This is a genomic window from Pseudoalteromonas sp. A22, from assembly GCF_018141345.1.
GTDB lineage: Bacteria > Pseudomonadota > Gammaproteobacteria > Enterobacterales > Alteromonadaceae > Pseudoalteromonas > Pseudoalteromonas maricaloris.
This window is the reverse complement of the sequence record NZ_CP047238.1, coordinates 3,413,363-3,435,105: the sequence shown is the minus strand read 5'-3', so window position 1 is coordinate 3,435,105 and position 21,743 is coordinate 3,413,363. Positions and strand designations below refer to the sequence as shown.

General features: G+C 43.9%; 23 protein-coding genes and 1 tRNA gene. 21 read left to right on the top strand and 3 right to left on the bottom strand.

The features are described 5' to 3' along the window. Nucleotides 1-563: 563 nt before the first annotated feature. Both proB and GSF04_RS20395 read left to right on the top strand, forming a co-directional pair. Nucleotides 564-1,664, top strand: coding sequence for a glutamate 5-kinase (gene proB, locus GSF04_RS20400; protein WP_017218481.1), 1,101 nt, complete (start codon nucleotides 564-566; stop codon nucleotides 1,662-1,664). A 3-nt stretch (nucleotides 1,665-1,667) separates the two neighbouring features. Beyond that, a complete protein-coding gene (locus GSF04_RS20395; protein ID WP_211858626.1) occupies nucleotides 1,668-2,915 on the top strand; it encodes a glutamate-5-semialdehyde dehydrogenase in 1,248 nt (415 codons plus the stop codon). Nucleotides 2,916-3,094: 179 nt separating this feature from the next. On the opposite strand, the gene GSF04_RS20390 is transcribed toward GSF04_RS20395, so the two are convergent. Beyond that, nucleotides 3,095-3,170: transfer RNA gene (locus GSF04_RS20390), tRNA-Ala, on the bottom strand. A gap of 129 nt (nucleotides 3,171-3,299) precedes the next feature. On the opposite strand from GSF04_RS20390, the gene GSF04_RS20385 reads away from it, so the two are divergent. Together GSF04_RS20385 and GSF04_RS20380 are read left to right on the top strand one after the other, a co-directional pair. Further along, nucleotides 3,300-3,695 (top strand): hypothetical protein, encoded by a 396-nt coding sequence (locus tag GSF04_RS20385; protein ID WP_017218483.1) that lies wholly within the window; start codon nucleotides 3,300-3,302, stop codon nucleotides 3,693-3,695. After that, entirely contained in the window at nucleotides 3,692-4,204 is a 513-nt protein-coding gene (locus GSF04_RS20380; RefSeq protein ID WP_083229911.1) for a prolyl-tRNA synthetase associated domain-containing protein, read from the top strand. Before GSF04_RS20385 ends, GSF04_RS20380 begins: the two co-directional genes overlap by 4 nt. On the opposite strand, the gene GSF04_RS20375 is transcribed toward GSF04_RS20380, so the two are convergent. Then, nucleotides 4,163-5,296, bottom strand: a complete 1,134-nt coding sequence (locus tag GSF04_RS20375; protein ID WP_211858624.1) for an MFS transporter — start codon at nucleotides 5,294-5,296, stop codon at nucleotides 4,163-4,165. The genes GSF04_RS20380 and GSF04_RS20375 overlap by 42 nt on opposite strands. 188 nt (nucleotides 5,297-5,484) lie before the next feature. Between GSF04_RS20375 and GSF04_RS20370 the strand changes: the two genes are divergently transcribed. The 4 genes from GSF04_RS20370 to GSF04_RS20355 all read left to right on the top strand — a co-directional run bounded on the left by GSF04_RS20370 (nucleotide 5,485) and on the right by GSF04_RS20355 (nucleotide 8,490). Next, nucleotides 5,485-6,021 (top strand): DUF2058 domain-containing protein, encoded by a 537-nt coding sequence (locus tag GSF04_RS20370; RefSeq protein WP_010378951.1) that lies wholly within the window; start codon nucleotides 5,485-5,487, stop codon nucleotides 6,019-6,021. A gap of 72 nt (nucleotides 6,022-6,093) precedes the next feature. Then, a complete protein-coding gene (locus GSF04_RS20365; protein ID WP_039493034.1) occupies nucleotides 6,094-6,417 on the top strand; it encodes a c-type cytochrome in 324 nt (107 codons plus the stop codon). Between the two features lie 121 nt (nucleotides 6,418-6,538). Beyond that, nucleotides 6,539-7,306: a class II aldolase/adducin family protein gene (locus GSF04_RS20360; RefSeq protein ID WP_211858622.1), complete on the top strand. Its 768-nt coding sequence runs from the start codon at nucleotides 6,539-6,541 to the stop codon at nucleotides 7,304-7,306. 8 nt (nucleotides 7,307-7,314) lie between these two features. Next, entirely contained in the window at nucleotides 7,315-8,490 is a 1,176-nt protein-coding gene (locus tag GSF04_RS20355) for a mandelate racemase/muconate lactonizing enzyme family protein (RefSeq protein WP_039493039.1), read from the top strand. 129 nt (nucleotides 8,491-8,619) lie between these two features. Here GSF04_RS20355 and suhB read toward each other — a convergent pair whose 3' ends face one another. Then, complete coding sequence (gene suhB, locus GSF04_RS20350) at nucleotides 8,620-9,423, bottom strand: inositol-1-monophosphatase (protein ID WP_045988903.1); 804 nt, start codon at nucleotides 9,421-9,423, stop codon at nucleotides 8,620-8,622. A 215-nt stretch (nucleotides 9,424-9,638) separates the two neighbouring features. Between suhB and trmJ the strand changes: the two genes are divergently transcribed. The 13 genes from trmJ to GSF04_RS20285 all read left to right on the top strand — a co-directional run bounded on the left by trmJ (nucleotide 9,639) and on the right by GSF04_RS20285 (nucleotide 21,717). Continuing rightward, nucleotides 9,639-10,367: a tRNA (cytosine(32)/uridine(32)-2'-O)-methyltransferase TrmJ gene (trmJ, locus tag GSF04_RS20345; RefSeq protein ID WP_039493041.1), complete on the top strand. Its 729-nt coding sequence runs from the start codon at nucleotides 9,639-9,641 to the stop codon at nucleotides 10,365-10,367. 291 nt (nucleotides 10,368-10,658) lie between these two features. Beyond that, nucleotides 10,659-11,150, top strand: coding sequence for a Fe-S cluster assembly transcriptional regulator IscR (gene iscR, locus GSF04_RS20340; protein WP_010378960.1), 492 nt, complete (start codon nucleotides 10,659-10,661; stop codon nucleotides 11,148-11,150). A 23-nt stretch (nucleotides 11,151-11,173) separates the two neighbouring features. Beyond that, nucleotides 11,174-12,388, top strand: a complete 1,215-nt coding sequence (locus tag GSF04_RS20335) for an IscS subfamily cysteine desulfurase (RefSeq protein ID WP_010378962.1) — start codon at nucleotides 11,174-11,176, stop codon at nucleotides 12,386-12,388. Between the two features lie 60 nt (nucleotides 12,389-12,448). Next, a complete protein-coding gene (gene iscU, locus GSF04_RS20330; protein WP_010607219.1) occupies nucleotides 12,449-12,832 on the top strand; it encodes a Fe-S cluster assembly scaffold IscU in 384 nt (127 codons plus the stop codon). 9 nt (nucleotides 12,833-12,841) lie between these two features. Next, complete coding sequence (gene iscA / locus GSF04_RS20325; RefSeq protein ID WP_010378967.1) at nucleotides 12,842-13,165, top strand: iron-sulfur cluster assembly protein IscA; 324 nt, start codon at nucleotides 12,842-12,844, stop codon at nucleotides 13,163-13,165. A 60-nt stretch (nucleotides 13,166-13,225) separates the two neighbouring features. After that, nucleotides 13,226-13,750 (top strand): co-chaperone HscB, encoded by a 525-nt coding sequence (gene hscB, locus GSF04_RS20320; protein WP_211858621.1) that lies wholly within the window; start codon nucleotides 13,226-13,228, stop codon nucleotides 13,748-13,750. A 41-nt stretch (nucleotides 13,751-13,791) separates the two neighbouring features. After that, entirely contained in the window at nucleotides 13,792-15,654 is a 1,863-nt protein-coding gene (hscA, locus tag GSF04_RS20315) for a Fe-S protein assembly chaperone HscA (RefSeq protein WP_211858620.1), read from the top strand. A gap of 1 nt (nucleotide 15,655) precedes the next feature. Next, on the top strand, nucleotides 15,656-15,994 hold the full coding sequence (fdx, locus tag GSF04_RS20310; RefSeq protein ID WP_010607222.1) for an ISC system 2Fe-2S type ferredoxin: 339 nt from the start codon (nucleotides 15,656-15,658) through the stop codon (nucleotides 15,992-15,994). Nucleotides 15,995-16,083: 89 nt separating this feature from the next. Beyond that, entirely contained in the window at nucleotides 16,084-17,517 is a 1,434-nt protein-coding gene (locus tag GSF04_RS20305) for an NAD-dependent succinate-semialdehyde dehydrogenase (RefSeq protein ID WP_211858619.1), read from the top strand. A gap of 99 nt (nucleotides 17,518-17,616) precedes the next feature. Then, nucleotides 17,617-18,498 (top strand): NTP transferase domain-containing protein, encoded by an 882-nt coding sequence (locus tag GSF04_RS20300; RefSeq protein WP_069022632.1) that lies wholly within the window; start codon nucleotides 17,617-17,619, stop codon nucleotides 18,496-18,498. Between the two features lie 46 nt (nucleotides 18,499-18,544). Next, on the top strand, nucleotides 18,545-19,618 hold the full coding sequence (locus GSF04_RS20295) for an aminoglycoside phosphotransferase family protein (protein ID WP_045988907.1): 1,074 nt from the start codon (nucleotides 18,545-18,547) through the stop codon (nucleotides 19,616-19,618). A 141-nt stretch (nucleotides 19,619-19,759) separates the two neighbouring features. After that, the gene (locus GSF04_RS20290) at nucleotides 19,760-21,136 is read left to right on the top strand and encodes a Gfo/Idh/MocA family oxidoreductase (protein ID WP_211858617.1); all 1,377 of its coding nucleotides are present in this window, start codon (nucleotides 19,760-19,762) and stop codon (nucleotides 21,134-21,136) included. An 80-nt stretch (nucleotides 21,137-21,216) separates the two neighbouring features. Next, the gene (locus GSF04_RS20285) at nucleotides 21,217-21,717 is read left to right on the top strand and encodes a nuclear transport factor 2 family protein (protein WP_249122422.1); all 501 of its coding nucleotides are present in this window, start codon (nucleotides 21,217-21,219) and stop codon (nucleotides 21,715-21,717) included. Nucleotides 21,718-21,743 lie beyond the last annotated feature (26 nt).

The following is a 21,743-nucleotide window of genomic DNA, read 5'->3' as shown; positions in this document are numbered from 1 at the left end:
CCCGGTTGGATTATCCCAACATTTTTATCAGTATAGCTAGCATCCTGTTATAACACAGCGCGAATGAGGGTAAAGTGAATAAATTACTGAAAATAAGGTATTATAAAATTGATTTATGGTGGTCATAAATAATTAACATGGGATAGGGTTGCAATCTTACCCTTGCTTACGTTAAGGTAATAAGCGTTCAAGGCGTGGGGTAAATCGCGCCGTCATTCACAATCTACTCATTACGCAATTATTCATTGCGGTACAGCCTTTCCGGCCGCACCAAACCATGGTGGCCCTGTTGGAAACGGCTCGACATCAAAGGTTAAGTACTTGATGTCACAATCAATCTTCTATTAGTGAAATGTCAGCCAGTTAACGATTGTTACTGCGTCTGGGTTTAGCATGTGTGGCGACATGATGGGACTAAGGTCTTCGCCGTCGCACGTCTGTTTGTTTTATCTATTTGCCGACTTTTTGGTCGATGCATTGCGCTTTCTGTTGTCTTCTAATAGGAGATATTTGGAGTACCAACTCGTGAGTGGGTGGTTAATTTAATGCAGGAATTTATGTCGATGAAACAGTCAAAACGTATAGTAATCAAGATCGGGAGTGCGTTGATCGCGCCAGAGCAAGATGGGTGTCGATCCCGCTATTTACTCAGCATCGCGCAATTCATCGTGCGTTGTCGAGCCCGAGGTATCGAAGTGATCCTTGTCTCTTCAGGTTCAGTCGCAGCAGGGTCGCACTTATTTCCAAACTCAGAGCAGCCTAGCATTGCGGTGAAAAAAGCGATGGCGGCAGCTGGCCAAACCGAGATGATGGCTACGTGGGACCGTTTCTTCGACTTCCCGTCGGCGCAGATATTGCTGACTCACGGTGACCTACGTGACAGGGAGCGATATACCAGTATTCGTGAAACAATATTCACTTTACTCGATCATGGAATACTGCCTATTATCAATGAAAATGACACTGTGACCACAGACGATTTGAAGGTGGGTGATAACGATAATTTGTCTGCCATGGTAGCGGGGGCTGCAGATGCCGACGGGCTAATTATTTGCTCCGATGTCAGTGGTTTATATAACAAAAACCCGAATTTACATGCTGATGCAGAGCTGATTTCAGAAGTGACAGAGATCACTGAAGAAATCTACGATATGGCAGGCTGTCCAACGAGTAAGGTTGGCACCGGTGGTATGAAGACTAAAATTGAAGCTGCTGAAAAGGCGACGTCTCACGGTATAGATACTTATATTGTTAACGGCTTCGAAGAAACAACCTTTGAATTATTGTTAGCGGGAAAAAATCCAGGCACGGTATTTACAGCCTATGATAAACCGATGCAAGAAGCAGTGCATTGGATGACTCACACAGCATCAGAGCAAGGTGAGCTGGTCGTAGATAGCGATTATGGCTCAGGCGAAAATCAAGTGGTGGGTCAGTTAAGTGGCGATGAAATTACTGAAGTAAAAGGTGAGTTTTCTGTTGGAGATACCGTACTCGTGAGGAGTAAAGATGGTAAGCGCTTAGCCAAAGCAACCACCAATTACAGTAGCTGCCTGCTGAACTTTTTAACTGAACATGAAGAGAATCCGATCAGCGAAAGAATTCAAGATAGCATCGGACCCGTTATTTCAGAACAAGATATTGCATTATTGGAGAAGTCATAAGACATGAGCTTAATCACAGATATTTCATCACAGGCTGCAAAAGCAGCGAAACAGTTAGCACTATTATCTACAGAGCAAAAAAATGCAGTGTTAGCAGATATGGCAAAAGGGATCCGTGATAACAGCGATGCCATTATTAAAGCCAATGAAGCTGACTTAGCTGCTGCTCGTGATAACCAGCTTAGCGACGCCATGATAGATAGATTAACGCTTAACCAAGCGCGGATTGAAAGCATGGCTGAGGGCATTGAGACCATCATTCAACTGGACGATCCAGTGGGTGCACGTAGAGACATGGGTGTAAGACCAAATGGCATTAAAATCAGCAAGATGCGAGTGCCACTTGGTGTTGTTTGCATGATTTATGAGGCGCGCCCCAATGTCACCGCTGACGCCGGTGCGCTGTGTTTTAAATCAGGTAATGGTGTTATTTTGCGTGGTGGTAAAGAAGCGTTAGCAAGTTCTTTGGAGATCGCAAAAGCGATGCATAAGGCGCTCGAAAAACATAATCTACCTGCCGCGTTGGTTTCTGTTATTCCGGATCCAGACCGCGCGTTGTTAATGGAGCTGATGCAGCAAAAAGAATATATTGACCTTATCATCCCACGTGGCGGTGAGGGTCTAATCAATTTCGTTACTGAGAATAGTACGGTGCCAGTGATCCAGCATTTTAAAGGCGTGTGTCACTTATATATAGACAAAGCGGCCGATCTCGATAAAGCAATGGCGCTTCTGTTAAACGGTAAAACGCAGCGTACTGGTGTGTGTAATGCGCTTGAAGGGTTAATCGTTCATCAAGATATCGCTCCGACTTTTTTACCGAAAGTTGCTGCAGCACTAGCAGAAAGGGGTGTGAAAATTAATGCGTGTAAGCAAACCGTAACTTATTTTGATAATGCAGTTGAATTAAGTGATGACGAATTTGGCGAAGAATACTTGAGCCTTGAAATAGCGGTTCGTCAGGTTGCTGATTTTAATGCAGCGCTTGCACATATTGATCGCTTTGGTAGTCACCATACCGAAGTTATCTGTACGGAAGACAAAGCAGCTGCTGATTTGTTTCAACGTGGTGTAGATGCTTCTGTTGTGATGGTTAATGCCTCTTCACGCTTTAGTGATGGTTCAGCGTTAGGTTTAGGTGCCGAGATTGGTATTGCTACCACCAAATTGCACGCTTACGGACCTATGGGCTTAGAGTCGCTAACAACCGAAAAGTTTTTAGTGAATGGTGAAGGCCAAATCAGAGAATAATGAACTGATGCTGCTTGAGTAGGTGGAAGAATTATACTCAGTGGTATACACAGAATGACATAAGTAACTGCAAAGCTCGGGTCGAAAGACTTGGGCTTTTTTCTTTTCGATTTAGAGGGTTAATTTTGTAAGAAGTAAGAAGTAAGAAGTAAGAAGTAAGAAGTAAGAAGAGCGGAAAGTGGTGGAGCTAAGCAGGATCGAACTGCTGACCTCCTGCGTGCAAGGCAGGCGCTCTCCCAGCTGAGCTATAGCCCCACATTCCGTCAGTAGACGAAGCGAAATTTAATCATTTTTTATATTCTCGTCAACCCCAGACAAAAAATTTCGCTATTTTTTTATAGTCTTTGTTACACTGAACTGAAAATAAAACGAATTAAGCGAATTATGGTTCTGCGTCATATCTTTTCTATTCTCATTATTGGGCTGCTAGCGAGTTGTGCATCACAGCCTGATGAGCCTGAACTTATTATCGAAAAACAATCTCTTCATAAGCGTCTTTCGCCAACTGGTGATAAAGAATTTGCTTTCATTGTAACGGTACAAGCAACACCTCGAATGGAGCTGGATGCAAGTAAGCCAATATCAAGAAGAGAGCTAAAACGTTTTGCCGAGTTTGAGCGTATTGAAGATTCCCCCTCTCTAAAACTCAAGTTAGAAGAGCAAGCCGTCGCCTTGTTAAAACCGGCTTTGATTGAGGCGGACTACTGTAATTCAGGTCATAAAATTACCGATGTATACTGGCGACAGCGTAGCGTTCAGTTACGAGGTAAGTGTTTGTGATCAGAAACAATCCAAGTGCACTTGCAGAGCGGCTCGCTCAGCTAGATATCAACTATCTCAATTATGAGCACCCACCGTTACATACTTGTCTAGATGCTGACAACTTGAAGTTAGAGAGAAAAGGGACGCGACTGAAAAATCTCTTCCTCCGAGATAACTATGGAAAGCGACACTTTCTTTTTATTATTCCTGCAGATAAGCAAGTCGACCTAAAAGCGCTGTCTAAATCTCAAGGGATGTCGCGTTTAGGCTTTGCATCGACGGACAGGCTAGCAAAGTATTTAGGAGTGGAACAAGGCTGTGTATCAGCACTCACATTGCATAACGACAGTGAGCAACAAGTCGAATTATGGCTTGATAGTGAACTGCAATCTGCGCAGTTATGGCAGTGTCACCCTCTAGTGAATACTAAAACTTGGGTGTTAACGCTCGAAGATTTGAAACGCTTTTGGCAAGTCACTGGGCACTCACCTCACTGGGTTGACTGTGTTTCTCAAACTCAGAGCTAAGCCGACTGTACAGACGGTAAAAAGTGACGCACAAAACCAAGTGATACCAGCTTGCTCATAAATCAAACCCGGAAGATAAGAACCCAGCACGCCTCCGGAATAATAAAATGAAACATAAGCGCCATTAGTGACGGTTGCAGGTGCCTGACTAATACTGTTGGCTAATGGCGCAGCGGTTGAATGGATCACAAACATACAGGCGCAGAATAGCGTAAATAAGACCACAAAAAAGAACACAGACGCCACGGGTAATAGCGCAATGGTTGTAGCATAGATGAAGAACATCACAGCTAAAAATCGCCAGGTAGAATGAAATTTACTTTGTAGCCAAGGTGTAACGATAGACCCTAAAGCACCAACTAAATAGCCTGTATAGACCCAGCCCACTTTGCTGGGATCGGTTAAATTAAAGTCGTACTTGAGTATAAAAGGTAAAAAGTTAAGTAGTCCCGCGAAGCAGAAAAACATACAAAATACAGAGCTGTATAATCTCACTAGGCGTGATTGCTTGAGTGGTGCCAGGTAGTCCCTGATCCTTGTCGCGTGAATTATTGGTGGTTTGTTCTTGCTGGCCCGAATGCTAAATGCTAGCACAATCAATAACAATGCGTTTAGGTAATAGAAACTTTGCCACTCAAACCAGACAGTAAAGTTGGCTGCAAGCGTACGGCCAAAATAGCCTCCGGCTATGGTACTACCGATGTACAAGCTCATGTTTCTTTTCAACTGTGAGCCACTAAACTGTTGGCCGATATAACCTGTCATCGCAGTAAGTGCAGCAGGTAATAATAGTCCTTGAATTAACCGGGTAAACAATAGACCTGAAAACGAAGTCATTGAAGCAAATGCTAAACTGCTGAGTGCCAACAGCAGCATGGTCCATTTTAAAATGCGTAGCGGATTGGACTTTGCCAGCAATAATCCGTAGCAGATTGGCGCGATAGCCAAAGGTAGCATAGTTGCTGACATCAGCATGCCCGCATCTGACGCTGACACACTAAATTGCTCTGCAAACTCAGCCAGCAGCGGCTGCGGTGCATAGAGCACAAAAAAAATGGTAACAGAGCAAAGCAATAGATGAATGACGGGCATTGAGCAATAAGGCTTTTTATTTCGATGAGTTAGCTTAAATTAAAGCAAACTATATGACAATTTTTTGCGCTAAATCACGATGCGTAACAATAATTTTGGTAGTTTTGCATTAGATTGACCGATTCCTCTCTGGTCAATCGAAATTGCTGAGTTAAAATAGTGAAAAGTCTATTTTACGGAGTTGCATGATGGGTTCACTGCAAGATCAGTTGCTAAAAGCAGGTCTAACAACTGAGCACAAGGCGAAAGTTGCAAAAACACAAAAGCGTAAACAGCAGAAGAAAAAGAAAAAAGGCGCAACGAGCGACCAAACAGATCTTCAAAAACATATTGAGCAAACGAAGCTTGAGCAGCAAAAGCGTGCCGAAGAGCTAAATAAAGCGAAGCAAGAAACGCTAAAAGATAAAGAACAAATTGCTCGTGTGAAGCAGATCTTAGAACATCATAACCAAGATGAGATCCGCGGCAATGTGACCTTTAACTTCACATACCAAAATAAGGTGAAGGAGTTAGAAGTTAATTCCGAAACACAAAAAGCGCTATCAAAGGGGCGTTTAGCGATTTGTGTGTTAGAAGAGCAGTTCTACGTACTACAAGATGAACCAGCTAGAAAGATCGCAGAGGTAGACGAGAAATATATCGTTTTCCATGTTGAGGACAATCAGCAAGGTGATGAGGATGACCCTTACGCTGACTTTGAAGTCCCAGATGATTTGATGTGGTAGTGATTAGGCTTTAGGTCGAACTTTAGTCTACACTGACTTACAACGTTAACCGTCAATAAAAAGAGTAATGATATGAGCAAGATGAAAAAACTACTAGTAGGGACTACGGTGGCAATTTGCGCACTAGGTTCAGCAAGTTCAATGGCTGCAGATGGTAAAGCATTATATACAGCAAAGATGTGTCAAACCTGTCATGGTGCAGATGGTAAAGCACCAATCATGCCTCTGTATCCTAAGCTAAATGGTCAAAGCAAAGAGTATTTAGCGGCGCAAATGAAAGATATCAAATCAGGTAAACGTAATAACGGTATGACAGCAGCAATGAAGGCGATGGTTGCTAATGTCACTGACGCTGAAATCGATGCGATTGCAGAGTATCTATCTAAAGTTGAATAACATCAAAGTTAGATATCAAAGATGATAAAAAACCACCGTTCGCGGTGGTTTTTAGTTGAAGATATAATTAAGCTAATTTAGACTTCTATACATCCAAATGTGGAGTCAATAAGGGATCCCCATGTTCGAATTACCTCAGTTAAATTTAAAAGACAAAGTAAGCGCAGAAGAATGGCAGCTGCGTGTTGACCTTGCCGCTTGCTATCGACTGGTTGAGCACTTTCGTTGGGGAGATCTAATTTATACGCATATGTCGGCGCGTTTGCCGGGTACGGATCATTATTTAGTAAACGCCTTTGGGCTGACCTTTGATGAAGTCACCGCTTCTAATTTAGTGAAAGTCGATCTTGAAGGGAATATTCTTGATGATACGCCATTTAAGATTAATCCCGCGGGTTTCACCATTCACAGTGCAATCCATGAGGTGCGAGAAGATGCGCATTGCGTTATCCACCTTCATACTAAAGAGACGATCGCAGTCGCGAGTGTAGAATGTGGTTTATTGCCTTTGAGTCAGCATAGTATGTTCTCCTTACCATCACTATCGTATCATGGCTATGAAGGCTTAGCAGTGAATATGGATGAGAAAAAGCGCTTGCAAGATGACTTAGGTACAACCAATCATATGCTGCTGGTGAACCACGGTGGTTTAACTGTTGGACCAACGGTAGGTGATGCCTTTATGCGTTTTTATGACTTACAGCGTGCATGCGAAATTCAAGTTGCGATTCAAGCGACGGGACAGCAAGTGGTACCTGTACCACAACCCATTATTGATAACATTTATAACCAAGCGAATGTCGTGCATAGCGGTAGCACCGGTGGTCAATTAGCATGGCCCGCAATGCTTCGTAAAGCTTACCGCCTAGACCCAAGCTTTGCTCAATAGGAGTCAACATGAAAGTTAATCGCGTCGAAGTCTTCGATATTCATTGTCCAGATAGACCTGCTTGGACACCCGTTTTTGTTCGTATTCACACCGATGAAGGCATTTCAGGGGTTGGTGAAGCAGGGCTTGCATACGACCTAGGTCACAGCGCTGCGGCCAGTATGATCAAAGAAATGGCTGAAGCTTTTTTAATTGGTCATGACCCTTTTCAAACCGAGCTGCTCTGGTCACGTATGCTGAGAGAAAGCTTTTGGGGTTTAGGTGGTGGACCTGTGGTGTATGCGGCAATGTCAGCAATAGATACCGCGCTTTGGGATATTAAAGGTAAAGCCTTAAACCTACCTGTTTATCAATTGCTTGGTGGTAAAGTGAACCCTGAGCTTCGCACCTATGCCTCGCAATTACAGTTTGATTGGGATAGCGAGTTTAAAGCACTAGTTCAACCACACGAATATGCTGAAGCGGCTCACAAAGCCATTGCTGAAGGGTACGATGCGGTTAAAGTTGACCCAATTCAGTACGACAAAGATGGCAACACCTATTACGATAGAACTAAGCTTATCTCGCGCGCGGAAATGAAATTATACCGTGCAAGAATGAAAGCAATACGTGAAGCGGTAGGTGATGAAGTGGACATTATTTTTGAGTGCCATAGCTTACCAGGCGCGACATCAGCCATTCAAATTGCAGACATCGCTGAAGAATTTGATTGTATGTATTATGAAGAGCCAGTGAATTATCTTAACCACTCTTTACACGCAAAGGTAGCCAACAAGACCTCTGTACCAATCGCTGGTGGTGAGCGTTTGTATAATCGCTGGGGTGTTCGCCCTTATTTTGAAGATCAAAGTATTGATGTACTGCAGCCAGATATTGGCCTCTGTGGTGGCTTTACGGAAACTAAGAAGGTATGTGATTACGCCGATATCTTTGATATCCGTATTCAGGCGCACGTCTGTGGCGGCCCGGTAGCAACCGCAGCTTCATTACACTTGGAAACCGCGATCCCAAACTTCCTGATCCATGAGCACCATACTTACGCAATCAAAAAGTGGAACAGAGAGCTATGCTTGCAAGACCCGCAGCCTAAGAACGGTATCTTTAGAGTGTCAGAAGAACCGGGGCTTGGTATTGAGTTAAACGATGAAATCGTGATGCGCTCAGCCCGTGTGGAAATTAAGTAGACATCCGACGCTCAGCTTAAATACCTGATTTTGGAGTAACAGTTAGCTCTTGCTATTATTACTAAAAGACCGAGTCAGACACAAAAAAACCCAAGCAGTGCTTGGGTTTTTTCATCTAAGCCAGAGTTATTATTTTAACAATGACTCAGTTAATACTGGGCGAATTTCTTTTACAATCGCTTGGCAAAGCTTAGGTGCGCCACAGATGATGTTACCGCTACGGTTAAAGTTAGCACCGCCAGCAAAATCAGTGACCATACCGCCTGCTTCTTTTACCAACAGCTCACCGGCCGCTGTATCCCAAGGCTTAAGGCCAATTTCAAAGAAGCCATCCATACGACCTGCTGCAACATATGCCATGTCTAAAGCTGCAGAGCCCGCGCGGCGGATATCAGCTGTATGAATGAATAATGCTTTGAACGCTTCTAGGTAGGCATCCATGTGGTGCTTTTGCTTGAAAGGGAAACCTGTGGCAAGCACAGTGCCTTGTAATTCAATAGACTTAGATACACGAATACGTTTGTTGTTTAGCTGTGCGCCTTGGCCACGAGAAGCGGTAAATAATTCGTCGCGGATTGGATCGTATACAACAGCTTGCTCTACGCGGCCTTTAACTCTTAGCGCGATAGAAACAGCATAATGAGGGATACCTTTAACGAAGTTAGTTGTACCGTCTAGAGGATCGATAACCCAAAGGTAGTCTGCATCTTTGCCTTCGTGATGACCAAATTCTTCACCAACAATAGAGTGATCAGGGTAAGATTTTAAAATTGTGTCACGAACGATTGATTCCGCATCTTTATCGATGTTAGTTACTAAATCATTAGTGCCTTTTTGAGTGGCTTCAACGCGCGATAAATCTTCACTTGCACGTAGGATAATCTTACCTGCGTTACGCGCAGCGCGTACCGCAATGTTCAACATTGGATGCATAGCATTACCTTTAGGTTGTAAAAGAACAGGATCATTTTGAGCCGGCGTATTCTAGCGGTTTTTTCTCTAAAGTAAATAACCAATTGTGAATTTTTCTGGTTGTTTTTTGTACTTCGTTGCTGCGTAAAGATTTTTAATTTCTGGTTGTGGAGCTTGGAAAAACGCAAATCAGATATGCTACACTGCGCCATTATTTTTGTTTGAGACTCGTGTAAATGGCTTTAGAAGATATTCGAATTGTATTAGTGAACACCTCACACTCTGGCAATATTGGCTCTGTTGCGAGAGCGATGAAGACGATGGGGTTATCTAAGCTTTATTTAGTTGACCCTGCATGTGAAGTGGACAGCCATGCAAGTGCATTGGCGGCTGGCGCAACCGACGTGTTGGGTGCAGCGACTAAAGTCGATACACTTCAAGAGGCGATTGCTGATTGCGCTTTAACTATTGGCACGAGTGCGCGCTCACGCACTTTGTCGTGGCCAATGGTAGACCCGCGTGAGTGTGCACAAAAATTGGTTGCTGAGTCGGTGAATGGTCCTGTCGCCCTTGTATTCGGTCGTGAGAATAGCGGCCTCACAAATGAAGAGTTGCAATTGTGCAACTATCATGTGTGTATTCCAGCTAATCCTGAGTATAGCTCGCTTAATCTTGCGATGGCAGTGCAAACTTTGGCTTACGAAACGCGTATGACATATCTAGACACGCAAGAAAAGCAGCCAGAAGAAGTAGATGAAACGATTTACCCATCATCAAAGCAGATGGAGTTATTCTACGAACATCTTGAAAATACCCTGAATGACACCGGCTTTATCATCAAACAGCATCCGGGCATGGTAATGACTAAGCTAAAGCGTTTGTTCAACCGTGCTAGACCGGAAGATCAAGAGCTTAATATTCTACGTGGGATCCTAAGTTCGATAGATAAATCTACTAACAAGTAAACCAAACACGATAACAGTATTGGCCAACTCAGCGCGCCAATACTGTTATACTTCTATTGTCTAAATATCAACCATTCCTTTTGTGAAATCTTGCATAAATCTTCATCACTAATACTTGACTAAAATACTCAGGTAATTACAATATCCATAATACCTGATTAAATTACTCAGGTATTTCGGGTAGGCATACGAGGGTTGCAGATTTAAAGCCGTTATTATGCTTGGTTAATACTTGACTATCTTAGTCAAGTAATTAAAATTTGCGGCTTGGTAAATTAGCGGGGGTTATGCATGAAACTGACATCAAAAGGCAGATACGCCGTGACAGCAATGTTAGATGTTGCGTTACACGCAAGTATTGGCCCTGTTCCACTAGCCGATATCTCTGAACGACAAGAGATTTCGCTATCTTACCTTGAACAATTATTTGCCCGTCTACGTAAACATGGCTTAGTTAGCTCTGTACGTGGTCCTGGCGGCGGCTACTTATTAGGCCGTGATGCACACACAATTTCCGTTGGTGATGTGATTAATGCCGTTGACGAGTCCGTTGACGCAACACGTTGTCACGGCGAAGGCGGCGGTTGCCAAAGCGGTATGCGCTGTCTGACTCATTCATTGTGGTCTGATTTAAGTGTGCGAATTGAAGAATTTTTAAACAGTATTTCCCTAGCCGAGTTAGTCGCCGACGCGGATGTTCAATCCGTAGCAACGCGGCAAGATAAGCACGTTAAACGTGTTATCGAGCAATTAGACAATATTCAAGTGAGCTGTCAACTCTAGGTTGACGTCAAGCGGAGAGATAAATGAAATTACCGATATATCTAGATTATGCAGCAACCGCTCCGGTTGATCAGCGTGTTGCAGACGAGATGATGCAGTGCCTGACAATGGATGGTAACTTTGGTAATCCAGCTTCTCGTTCACACCGTTTCGGTTGGCAAGCAGAAGAACTGGTTGATCAGGCGCGTAATGATATCGCTGATTTAATCAACGCTGACCCGCGTGAAATCGTTTTCACATCTGGTGCAACTGAGTCAAACAACCTTGCAATCAAAGGTGCTGCACAGTTCTATAAAAAGAAAGGTAAGCACATCATCACCGTTCGTACAGAGCACAAAGCTGTACTAGACACCTGTCGTGAGCTTGAGCGTCAAGGCTTTGAAGTGACGTATATGGATGTTGAAGACAACGGCTTACTTGACTTGAAAAAGCTTGAAGCAACCATGCGTGAAGACACTGTTTTAGTGAGCGTAATGCACGTTAATAACGAGCTAGGTGTTATTCAAGATATCGCGACTATCGGTGAGATGTGTCGTGAGCGCAAGATCATGTTCCATGTTGATGCGGCGCAAAGTGCTGGCAAGGTACTAATCGACCTACAAACATTAAAAGTAGACTTTATGTCATTTTCTGGCCACAAAGTTTATGGCCCTAAAGGTATCGGTGCGCTGTACGTGCGCCGTAAGCCACGTGCACGTTTAGAAGCACAAATGCACGGTGGTGGTCATGAGCGCGGTATGCGTTCTGGTACTCTTGCTACTCACCAAATCGTGGGTATGGGCACTGCATTTAGAATTGCTAAGCAAGACTTTGAAAAAGACCATGCACACATCAGTGCGCTTCGTCAGCGTCTATTGGACGGTCTAATGGATATGGACGAAGTTTATTTTAATGGTGCTATCGACCAATCAGTACCTGGCATTGTAAACATTAGCTTCAACTTTGTTGAAGGTGAAAGTCTACTAATGGCAGTTAAAGACATTGCGGTTTCTTCAGGTTCTGCATGTACATCGGCGAGCTTAGAGCCATCTTATGTACTGCGTGCTCTAGGTCGTAATGATGAATTAGCACACAGCTCAATCCGTTTCAGTATTGGTCGTTTTACGACAGAAGAAGAGATCGATTACACCGTCAATCTTCTTAAGAATTCTATTGGTCGCTTACGTGAGATGTCACCGCTTTGGGAAATGCACCAAGATGGCATCGATTTAGATAGCGTTGAATGGGCACACCATTAAGCAAGTTTTAGCCGCTGGCTGGATACTATCCAGCCGCAAGCAGGTAGTGAGGAAATAGTTATGGCTTACAGTGATAAAGTTATCGACCACGTTGAGAATCCACGTAACGTAGGTTCTTTAGACAAGAACGATCCAAGCGTAGCAACGGGCATGGTGGGGGCACCTGCATGTGGCGACGTAATGAAACTACAAATTAAAGTGTCAAAAGAAGGCATCATCGAAGATGCGAAATTCAAGACATATGGTTGTGGTAGCGCGATTGCATCATCATCCCTTGTGACTGAGTGGGTGAAAGGTAAATCGTTAGAAGAAGCTTCCACTATCAAAAACACTGATATCAGCGCTGAGCTTGAGTTGCCACCAGTGAAAATCCACTGCTCAATTTTGGCAGAAGATGCGATTCAAGCTGCGATTGCAGATTATAAGAGTAAACAAGCGAAGTAAGAGACTATTATGGCAGTGACGTTAACAGATGCAGCCGCTAATCGCGTATTAGCCTTTTTGAGTAACCGTGGAAAAGGCATAGGGCTGCGCGTTGGTATTAAAACCACGGGCTGTTCAGGTCTTGCTTATGTTCTCGAATTTGTCGACGATTTAGATGAAGGCGATGAAGTATTTGAAGACAAAGATGTCAAAATCATCGTTGATGCAAAAAGTTTAGTTTATATCGACGGCACAGAGCTTGATTACACAAAAGAAGGTCTGAATGAAGGGTTTAAATTCAATAACCCAAATCAGAAAGACGAATGTGGCTGCGGCGAAAGCTTCACCGTATAGTTTGCAACAGTGAATAGCTTAAAGCCCTGCCTTGGTGGGGCTTTGCTGTATTAGGTGCGTATGCGTTATTTTGAATTATTTGATTTACCTGTTGATTATCACGTTGATTTAAACAAACTAAATCAAGGCTATTTAGAGCTACAGCGTGCAGTTCACCCAGATAGATTTGCTGGTAGAAGTGAGCGTGAGAAGTTGCTCGCGGTACAGAAAACCGCAGAGATCAATGACGCGCTAGCGGTACTTAAACACCCAGTTAAACGCGCCGAGTATATGCTAAGCGAAAAGGGGGTAGACATACGTGCGGAGCAACAAACGTTGCAAGATCCGATGTTTTTAATGCAACAGATGGAGCTGCGCGAAGCATTAGAAGAATTGCCTGATGCGGCGGATCCTGACGGCGCGATTGCAGAGTTCGAAACACAGATTAAAGCGTTAGATACAGAGTTTAGCGCCTCCCTTGCCGAGCAGCTTCAAAGCGATGACATGAGCACATTAGAAGCCGCAGCAGACAATATTCGTAAGCTAAAGTTTGTCTACAAGTTACGCGACGAATTAGCACGTATCGAAGATGAATTATTCGATTGATGATGTATAGCATCAACAAACGTTAAAGTGAAAAGAGCATTATGGCATTATTGCAAATTGCTGAGCCGGGGCAGAGCGCGGCACCTCATGAGCATAAATTAGCGATTGGTATTGACTTAGGTACCACGAACTCTCTTGTGGCAACAGTACAAAGTGGCGAAACGAAGACCCTTAGCGATTTAATGGGTAAACCTATGCTGCCGTCGGTAGTAAGGTACACCGACTCAGAGGTTATCGTTGGTGAACAAGCCCAAGCCGCTTCTGCTGAAGACCCGACTAATACGCTTATTTCTGTAAAACGTTTTTTAGGTAAAACGCAGTCTGAAATAGAACAAAGCTATGGTCAGTTGCCTTATAACTTTGTCGATAATAACGGTTCGCTTGCTATTGAAACCGTAGCTGGCGCTGTAAGCCCAGTGCAAGCCTCCGCTGAAATTTTAAAAACATTACACCAACGTGCTATTGATAGCTTTGCTGGTGAAGATGTAATGGGCGCAGTGATCACTGTACCTGCGTATTTTGATGATGCACAAAGGCAAAGTACAAAAGACGCAGCTGAGCTTGCTGGTCTAAAAGTATTAAGACTTCTCAATGAGCCGACTGCAGCTGCAGTAGCTTACGGCCTAGACTCTGGTCAAGAAGGTGTGATTGCGGTTTATGACCTTGGTGGTGGTACGTTTGATATTTCTATCTTACGCTTAAACCAAGGAGTGTTTGAGGTATTATCAACCGGTGGTGATTCAAGCCTCGGTGGTGATGACTTTGATTCATTGTTGGTCGATTTCTTCAAACAGCAAACGCAGCTATTTGATTTAAACCCAAAAGAGCTACGCTTGTTTATCAATAAGGCAAGAGCCTGTAAAGAAGCGCTTTCAAGCTATGAAACGGTAAACGTAGAGCTACCAGTTCGCGAGCAAAAATTGGTAGTTTCGATCACGCGTCAAACATTTGCTGAAATGGCAATGCCATTGATTAAAAAGACTTTGCGCTCTTGTCGCCGCGCGTTAAAAGACGCCGATGTCACAGCAGAAGAAGTCTTACAGGTTGTAATGGTGGGTGGTTCGACTCGTATGCCGGTGGTGCGTGAAGAAGTCGGGCGTTTCTTTGCCAAAGAGCCGCTAACATCAATCGATCCAGACCGTGTAGTGGCATTAGGTGCTGCTATCCAAGCTGATATTTTAGTGGGTAACAAGCCTGACTCTGACATGTTACTGCTTGATGTATTGCCATTGTCTTTAGGCTTAGAAACTATGGGTGGATTGGTTGAAAAAATCATTCCGCGTAATACCACTATTCCTGTTGCACGCGCACAAGAGTTTACCACCTTTAAAGATGGTCAAACTGCTATGTCATTGCATGTATTGCAAGGTGAGCGTGAACTCGTTGATGATTGTCGTAGCTTGGCTAAATTTAGTCTAAAAGGCATTCCACCAATGGCGGCAGGCGCTGCGCATATTCGAGTCACTTTTAGAGTTGACGCGGATGGTCTATTGAGTGTTTCGGCTGAAGAAAAGTCGACAGGTGTGCAGGCTGAGATCCAGGTAAAACCGTCGTTTGGTTTGAGCGATGACCAAGTAGCACAAATGCTAAAAGATTCGATGAGCAATGCCAAAGAAGACATGAGCGCTCGTATGCTTAAAGAGCAGCAGGTTGAAGCACTGCGTGTGTTGGAAGCGTTAGAGGCATCGCTTGCAACGGATGGTCATCTGTTGGCAGAAGATGAGCTCAATACACTGCGTGGTGCAATGACTGAACTTGCACAAATTCGCGAAAGTGCAGACAATCCAGAGCAGATTAAAAAGGCGATCGAAGAAGTCGATCAGGCGAGTAGTGATTTTGCTTCACGCCGTATGGATGAATCAATTAAAAAGGCACTGCAAGGGCAGTCGGTAGACGAGGTGTAATATGCCACAAATTATCTTTTTACCCCATGAAGAGTTATGTCCGGAAGGTGCTGCAATCGAAGCGAAAACGGGTGAAACTGTACTCGATGTGGCGTTGAAAAACGGAATCAGTATTCCACATGCCTGTGAAAAGTCATGTGCATGTACTACGTGCCATATCGTTGTTCGTGAAGGTTTTGACTCGCTGGAAGAAAGCGATGAGTTAGAAGATGACATGCTAGATAAAGCATGGGGTCTTGAAGCTGAGTCTCGTTTGGGTTGCCAAGCGATAATTAGTGATGAAGACTTAGTGGTTGAAATTCCAAAGTACAATCTCAATATCGTTAATGAAGACCATTAAGAGCTGCTAACAACCTAGGTTGTTACTGACAAATTTAATAAAAGCCGTAGTCTTATACTACGGCTTTTTGCTTTTCTAGGAGGAACGCTATGTCACTCATCAGTAATCCCGAATTTTCACTTATCAATGGCCAAGCACATCATAGTAAAACGCATGTCGATGTGGTTAATCCTGCAACTGGAGAGCACCTTGCTCAGGTTTCGGAGGCGGATAATCAGGCAACTGATAAAGCGCTGCAAGCAGCGGCTGAAACCTTCGAAAAACTCGCTAGCACGACAGCACATGCCCGTAGTCAAGTACTTAGAAAATGGTATGAATTAGTAATAGAGCATCGTCAGGTGTTGGCTGAAATCGTCACTAAGGAACAAGGCAAACCGCTTAAGGAGGCACTTGCCGAGGCGGATTATGCTGCAGGATTTATTGAGTGGTATAGCGAAGAAGCCAAGCGCGCCTATGGTCAGGTTATTCCTAGTCATTCTCAATCTCATGAGCTAACGACTATTAGGCAAGGGGTTGGTGTTGTACTTGGGATCACACCGTGGAATTTTCCACTGGCGATGATCACCAGAAAAGTAGCACCAGCTTATGCCGCAGGCTGTAGTTTTATTTTAAAGCCTTCTGAGAAAACCCCTCTTGCGGCCATCGCCCTTGCAAAGCTGGCTATTCAGGCTGGAATGGAAGTTGGCGCTTTTCAGGTGTTAGTGACTAACGATTCTAAAGGGTTAGTAGCACATCTTACTGAGTCACCACAGGTGCGAAAACTCACGTTTACGGGGTCAACACAAGTGGGGAGTGCGTTGTTGAAGCAATGTGCCGATACGGTGAAAAGAACGTCAATGGAGCTTGGTGGTAATGCACCATTTATTGTTTTCGACAGCGCTGATGTTGAGCAAGCGGTAAGTGGCTTGATGGCCGCGAAGTTTAGAAATGCAGGACAAACTTGTGTGGCCGCAAATCGTGTGTTTGTTGCGAAAGGTATCGCGGCAGAGCTACTCAATACGCTCACTCAGCAGGTAAGCACGCTCACCTTGGGAAATGGCTTAGAGCAAGGTGTTGATATTGGTCCACTCATTTCACTTGAGGCCAAACAAAAAGCACAGCAGTTGTTGGAAGATGCGTTAGCTAAAGGTGCGAGCATCGCTTATCAAGGCGATAAACAAAACGGCCAATTTATGGCACCAGTAGTTATCACGGGTGTAAATAGCACCATGCGGATCTTCCATGAAGAAATTTTTGCACCGATTGTCAGCATTATTGATTTTGAGAGTGAAGATGATGTGGTAAGAATGGCAAACTCTGTGCCAGAAGGGCTTGCTGCTTATTTTTATTCGAATGATGGCAATCAAATAAGGCGAGTAAGTCATGCGCTTGAGTATGGCATGGTTGGGATTAATGAAGGGATCATATCCAATCCTGTAGCGCCTTTCGGTGGTGTGAAGTTTTCAGGTCTTGGCCGAGAAGGAGCACAGGAAGGACTGCTTGAATACCAAGAAATAAAATACTTATGCCAAAAGTTTAGCTAGTTCACACTAATTGCGAGGACGCCTTTCCTCGCAATTGCTTTTATTCTGTGCAAAAGCTCAGTACACTTACCCGCTTATTTGAGTTTTGATATTTTTTCAATGATAGGAATCGAACACCCCCCTAAGCTGATCATTTTGGCAGGTGGATTAGGAAGCCGCTTTGGTGGTAATAAGCAGGTTGCTGAGCTGCCAAGTATCGATAAAAGCATTATGGAATTGAGCATAATTGATGCGCATCATGCTGGTGTGCGCGATGTTATTTTGATCATCAATGATAAAGTGCGAAGTCTAATCGAAAATGTGATATTGCCACGATTGCCAAAGGCGCTGAACATTACTTTAGTGCAGCAGCGGCTTAGCGATATTCCGAATGAATTTATCGACTGTTTGGCAGGGCGAGAAAAACCATGGGGCACAGGACATGCACTGTTGTGTGCAAAACCATACGTTGATAAGCCTGCGATAGTTATTACGGCGGATGATTATTACGGGCCTGATGCATTTGAGCAGCTTGTTGAACATTTTCAGCATCATAGCAATATGGCGATGGTCGCATACCCAATTATAAATACCTTATCAGATCAAGGTGGAGTAAACCGTGGCGTTTGTCAGGTACAAGCGCAACAACTACACTCGGTTGAAGAGGCATTAGATATTCGCTTTGAAAACGGCGAGTTGTCAGGTGATATTGCAGGTAAGCGGTGTAAGATAGCAAGCTCTGCGCTGGCTTCGATGACCTGCTGGGGGGTGACACCGTCACTTTTTGATTCATTAGAAGTCGGGTTTAACGCGTTTTTAAGGAATTATGACAACGGTGTCAAAAAAGAGTATTATCTGCCGGATTGTATCCAACATAGTATCAATAAGGGCCTACAAACCGTGTCGGTCTACCAAGCTAAATCACATTGGTACGGTATAACTTATAAGAGCGAACTAGACATTGTCGCGAGAAAGATTTATGAAGCACGTCAGGGAAGATAATCATCTCCACACAATTACATCCGACTTAACTCCTTTTGAGGTGAATATGGAGTATCAAGCCGTTGCGCAACAACTTGCTGATGAGTACGGTCTCATTAGTGAAGAAGCTAAAATGAAGCCGATCGGTAGTGGTCATATCAACACGACTATGCTGTTGCAGGACAACCACAAAACCATGGTAGTACAAAAGCTAAATACCACGGTGTTTCCAAACCCTTTACACCTTGTTGAAAATGCGCGAGCGATTGAACAGCACTTAACAGCAAAAGCCTTAAATGGTGAATATAGTCTCGCTATCATTAAGCATCTAGCGACGAGTTCAGGCCAATATTTAGTCGATATTAATGACGAAGTTTGGCGTGCGCTTGCATTTATTGGCCGCAGTTATAGCGAAGACGTAGTGGCAAACGAACAACAAGCATTAACGGCTGCAAATGCCTTCGGGCAGTTTGCACATGCGCTAAATGACTTTGATGCGGCGCAGTTACATCATGTCATTCCAAACTTTCATAACTTGGCGATGCGTATTGACGCATTTAACCAAGTACTAGCGAAAGATGAGCATGGTCGCGCGGAAAAGTGCAGTGATGTTATCGCCGCTTTTCAGCAGCAATTTGCACTTGCAGAAGAATTGCAGCAGGCACAAAAACAAGTACCACTTAGAGCTTGCCACAACGATACCAAAATCAACAACATGCTGTTTTCAACACAGAGTGATGCAGCACGAGCCGTTATCGACTTAGATACTTGTATGCCGGGTAACTGGTTGTTTGATTTTGGCGATATGGTGCGCACCTTCTGTTCACCAGAAGCTGAAGACTCTACGAACTTGAGTAATGTGCAGGTAAGAGAAAATATCTTTGCTGCGTTGGCACAAGGGTATATTGAACCGTTACAAGACAGTGTGACTGAAGCAGAAAAAGACAGTTTTATTCTTGGCGCCAAAGTGATGCCATTCATGATAGGTCTGCGATTTTTAACAGATCACTTAGATGGAGATAATTATTTTGCAACCCACAGAGCCAATCATAATCTTGACCGTGCGAAGAACCAGTTTGCGTTGTATTCCAGTGTGCTAGAAAAAGAGGATTGTCTGAATAATATTATCAGAGCAATTTAACGATTTAGTATATTTTAAGAAAAAGCGCTTCAAGCGCTTTTTTTGCGGCTTTATCGCAATGTTTTGAACCTAAGATTGGGATAGGTTAGCTTGATAGCGAGCAGTATTAGTGCTGTTAAGAAGTATCGTTTAGGAGTAAGAATGAAAAATATAAACCGCCGCGACTTTTTAAAAGCCGCAGGAGCGGCAGCGGCTGCGAGTGTAGTAGCTGGGTGCGCAAGCTCGAATCAAAATAATAGCATTGTACCTAAGCAACAAGGCCGCTCTGTCATTGGGCTCGTAGCACCAAAAATGGACGTGGTTCGGGTAGGTTTTATTGGGGTTGGCCAACGTGGCTATGGTCATGTAAAGCGCATGAGTCACATCGATGGTGCACGTATTGTCGCGATTTGTGATACCCATGATGAAGTGCTTGAAAAATCGGCTGACTATCTTGTGCGCGAGCGAGGTTTGCCGAAACCTGCGCTGTATCGTGGTGGTGACTTAGCTTATCAAGAAATGCTAAATCGGGACGATATTGACATCGTTATCATTTCAACGCCTTGGAAATGGCACGCGCCGATGGCAATTGATACCATGAATAGTGGTAAGCACGCGTTTGTTGAAGTGCCTTTAGCGTTGACCGTTGAAGAAATGTGGCAGATAGTCGACACCGCAGAGCGCACGCAAAAGAACTGTATGATGATGGAAAATGTCAATTACGGTCGCGATGAGTTGATGGTACTGAATATGGTTCGCCAAGGTGTATTCGGTGAGTTATTGCATGGTGAAGCTGCATATATTCATGAGCTACGTTGGCAAATGAAGGAAATTGAGCACAAGACCGGCTCATGGCGTACACACTGGCATACTAAGCGAGATGGTAACCTATATCCAACTCATGGTTTAGGGCCAGTATCTCAGTACATGAATATTAACCGAGGTGATCGTTTTGATTACTTAACTTCTATGAGTTCTCCCGCCCTAGGTCGTGCAGCCTATGCAAAACGCGAATTTCCGGCAGATCATGAACGCAATCAACTACATTATATTGCGGGTGATATGAATACCACGATGATTAAGACCATCAAAGGACGCAGTATCATGGTACAACATGATACGACCACGCCTAGGCCTTATTCTCGTCACAATCTTATTCAAGGAACTAATGGGGTCTTTGCTGGTTTCCCTAACCGTATCGCGTTAGAGCAAGGCGGTGCTAAGAGTTTCCATGAATGGGATTACGAAATGGATTCATGGTATAAACAATACGACCATCCGCTTTGGACGAAAATGGGTGAAGAAGCACAGCGCAATGGTGGTCATGGTGGTATGGACTTTTTAATGTTCTGGCGCATGATCTATTGCCTGCGCAATGGTGAAGCGCTAGATCAAGACGTATACGACGGTGCAGCTTGGTCGGTAATTTCTCCGTTATCGGCTCAGTCAGTGGCTAATCGCAGTGAATCATTGAGTATTCCAGACTTTACCCGTGGAGCGTGGAAAACCGCTAAACCATTGGGTATAGTGACAGTATAAAAATACACATTTTATCATCGTCGAATTAAGCGCTACTGGCGCTTTTTTTATACTCGATTAATACGGCTTTTGGAGTGGCTATGATGCGCTATCGGTTCTTGTTATTCTTTATATTAATACTGAGTGGTTGTAGTAACTCGGTTAATATCAGTAAGAAAGATACATTCATCAGCCATGCCGATGCTTACTTTAATACCTATGCTCAGAGGCAGAACTTTACTCAGTTTATCGAGTTCTATGCCGAAGATGCCGTGCTGGAAGATATGGTTTTTGGCCATAAGGCACAAGGTAAAGATCAGATTACGGCTTTTTTAAATTGGTCTGCTGGGAATTTTGCTGTGCTGGATGAACAACCCGTCTTAGTGGTAGAAGATAAGATAGTCGATAGCACGACTAGAACTGTGGTTGCTAGAGGCGTTTTTAATCGCTTTAATTATACGTCACGCGAGTTAGGGCCTTGGCGATTTCTGATAGTGCTAAAGTTTGACGAAAAAGGTAAAATTATCTATCAGCAAGATTGGATTAACTATACCCCAAAATCGGATTTTACCGGTGGGGAAAATCTAAACCAGCAACATTAATAATCGGCTGCCATTTGTAAGGAGCG

What these genes read in the sequence shown, in the direction of transcription:
- proB (WP_017218481.1), top strand. Translation starts at nt 564, where the DNA reads ATGAAACAGTCAAAACGTATAGTAATCAAGATCGGGAGTGCGTTGATC.
- GSF04_RS20395 (WP_211858626.1), top strand. Translation starts at nt 1,668, where the DNA reads ATGAGCTTAATCACAGATATTTCATCACAGGCTGCAAAAGCAGCGAAA.
- GSF04_RS20385 (WP_017218483.1), top strand. Translation starts at nt 3,300, where the DNA reads ATGGTTCTGCGTCATATCTTTTCTATTCTCATTATTGGGCTGCTAGCG.
- GSF04_RS20375 (WP_211858624.1), bottom strand. Translation starts at nt 5,296, where the DNA reads ATGCCCGTCATTCATCTATTGCTTTGCTCTGTTACCATTTTTTTTGTG.
- GSF04_RS20370 (WP_010378951.1), top strand. Translation starts at nt 5,485, where the DNA reads ATGGGTTCACTGCAAGATCAGTTGCTAAAAGCAGGTCTAACAACTGAG.
- GSF04_RS20365 (WP_039493034.1), top strand. Translation starts at nt 6,094, where the DNA reads ATGAGCAAGATGAAAAAACTACTAGTAGGGACTACGGTGGCAATTTGC.
- GSF04_RS20360 (WP_211858622.1), top strand. Translation starts at nt 6,539, where the DNA reads ATGTTCGAATTACCTCAGTTAAATTTAAAAGACAAAGTAAGCGCAGAA.
- GSF04_RS20355 (WP_039493039.1), top strand. Translation starts at nt 7,315, where the DNA reads ATGAAAGTTAATCGCGTCGAAGTCTTCGATATTCATTGTCCAGATAGA.
- suhB (WP_045988903.1), bottom strand. Translation starts at nt 9,423, where the DNA reads ATGCATCCAATGTTGAACATTGCGGTACGCGCTGCGCGTAACGCAGGT.
- trmJ (WP_039493041.1), top strand. Translation starts at nt 9,639, where the DNA reads ATGGCTTTAGAAGATATTCGAATTGTATTAGTGAACACCTCACACTCT.
- iscR (WP_010378960.1), top strand. Translation starts at nt 10,659, where the DNA reads ATGAAACTGACATCAAAAGGCAGATACGCCGTGACAGCAATGTTAGAT.
- GSF04_RS20335 (WP_010378962.1), top strand. Translation starts at nt 11,174, where the DNA reads ATGAAATTACCGATATATCTAGATTATGCAGCAACCGCTCCGGTTGAT.
- iscU (WP_010607219.1), top strand. Translation starts at nt 12,449, where the DNA reads ATGGCTTACAGTGATAAAGTTATCGACCACGTTGAGAATCCACGTAAC.
- iscA (WP_010378967.1), top strand. Translation starts at nt 12,842, where the DNA reads ATGGCAGTGACGTTAACAGATGCAGCCGCTAATCGCGTATTAGCCTTT.
- hscB (WP_211858621.1), top strand. Translation starts at nt 13,226, where the DNA reads ATGCGTTATTTTGAATTATTTGATTTACCTGTTGATTATCACGTTGAT.
- hscA (WP_211858620.1), top strand. Translation starts at nt 13,792, where the DNA reads ATGGCATTATTGCAAATTGCTGAGCCGGGGCAGAGCGCGGCACCTCAT.
- fdx (WP_010607222.1), top strand. Translation starts at nt 15,656, where the DNA reads ATGCCACAAATTATCTTTTTACCCCATGAAGAGTTATGTCCGGAAGGT.
- GSF04_RS20305 (WP_211858619.1), top strand. Translation starts at nt 16,084, where the DNA reads ATGTCACTCATCAGTAATCCCGAATTTTCACTTATCAATGGCCAAGCA.
- GSF04_RS20300 (WP_069022632.1), top strand. Translation starts at nt 17,617, where the DNA reads ATGATAGGAATCGAACACCCCCCTAAGCTGATCATTTTGGCAGGTGGA.
- GSF04_RS20295 (WP_045988907.1), top strand. Translation starts at nt 18,545, where the DNA reads ATGGAGTATCAAGCCGTTGCGCAACAACTTGCTGATGAGTACGGTCTC.
- GSF04_RS20290 (WP_211858617.1), top strand. Translation starts at nt 19,760, where the DNA reads ATGAAAAATATAAACCGCCGCGACTTTTTAAAAGCCGCAGGAGCGGCA.
- GSF04_RS20285 (WP_249122422.1), top strand. Translation starts at nt 21,217, where the DNA reads ATGATGCGCTATCGGTTCTTGTTATTCTTTATATTAATACTGAGTGGT.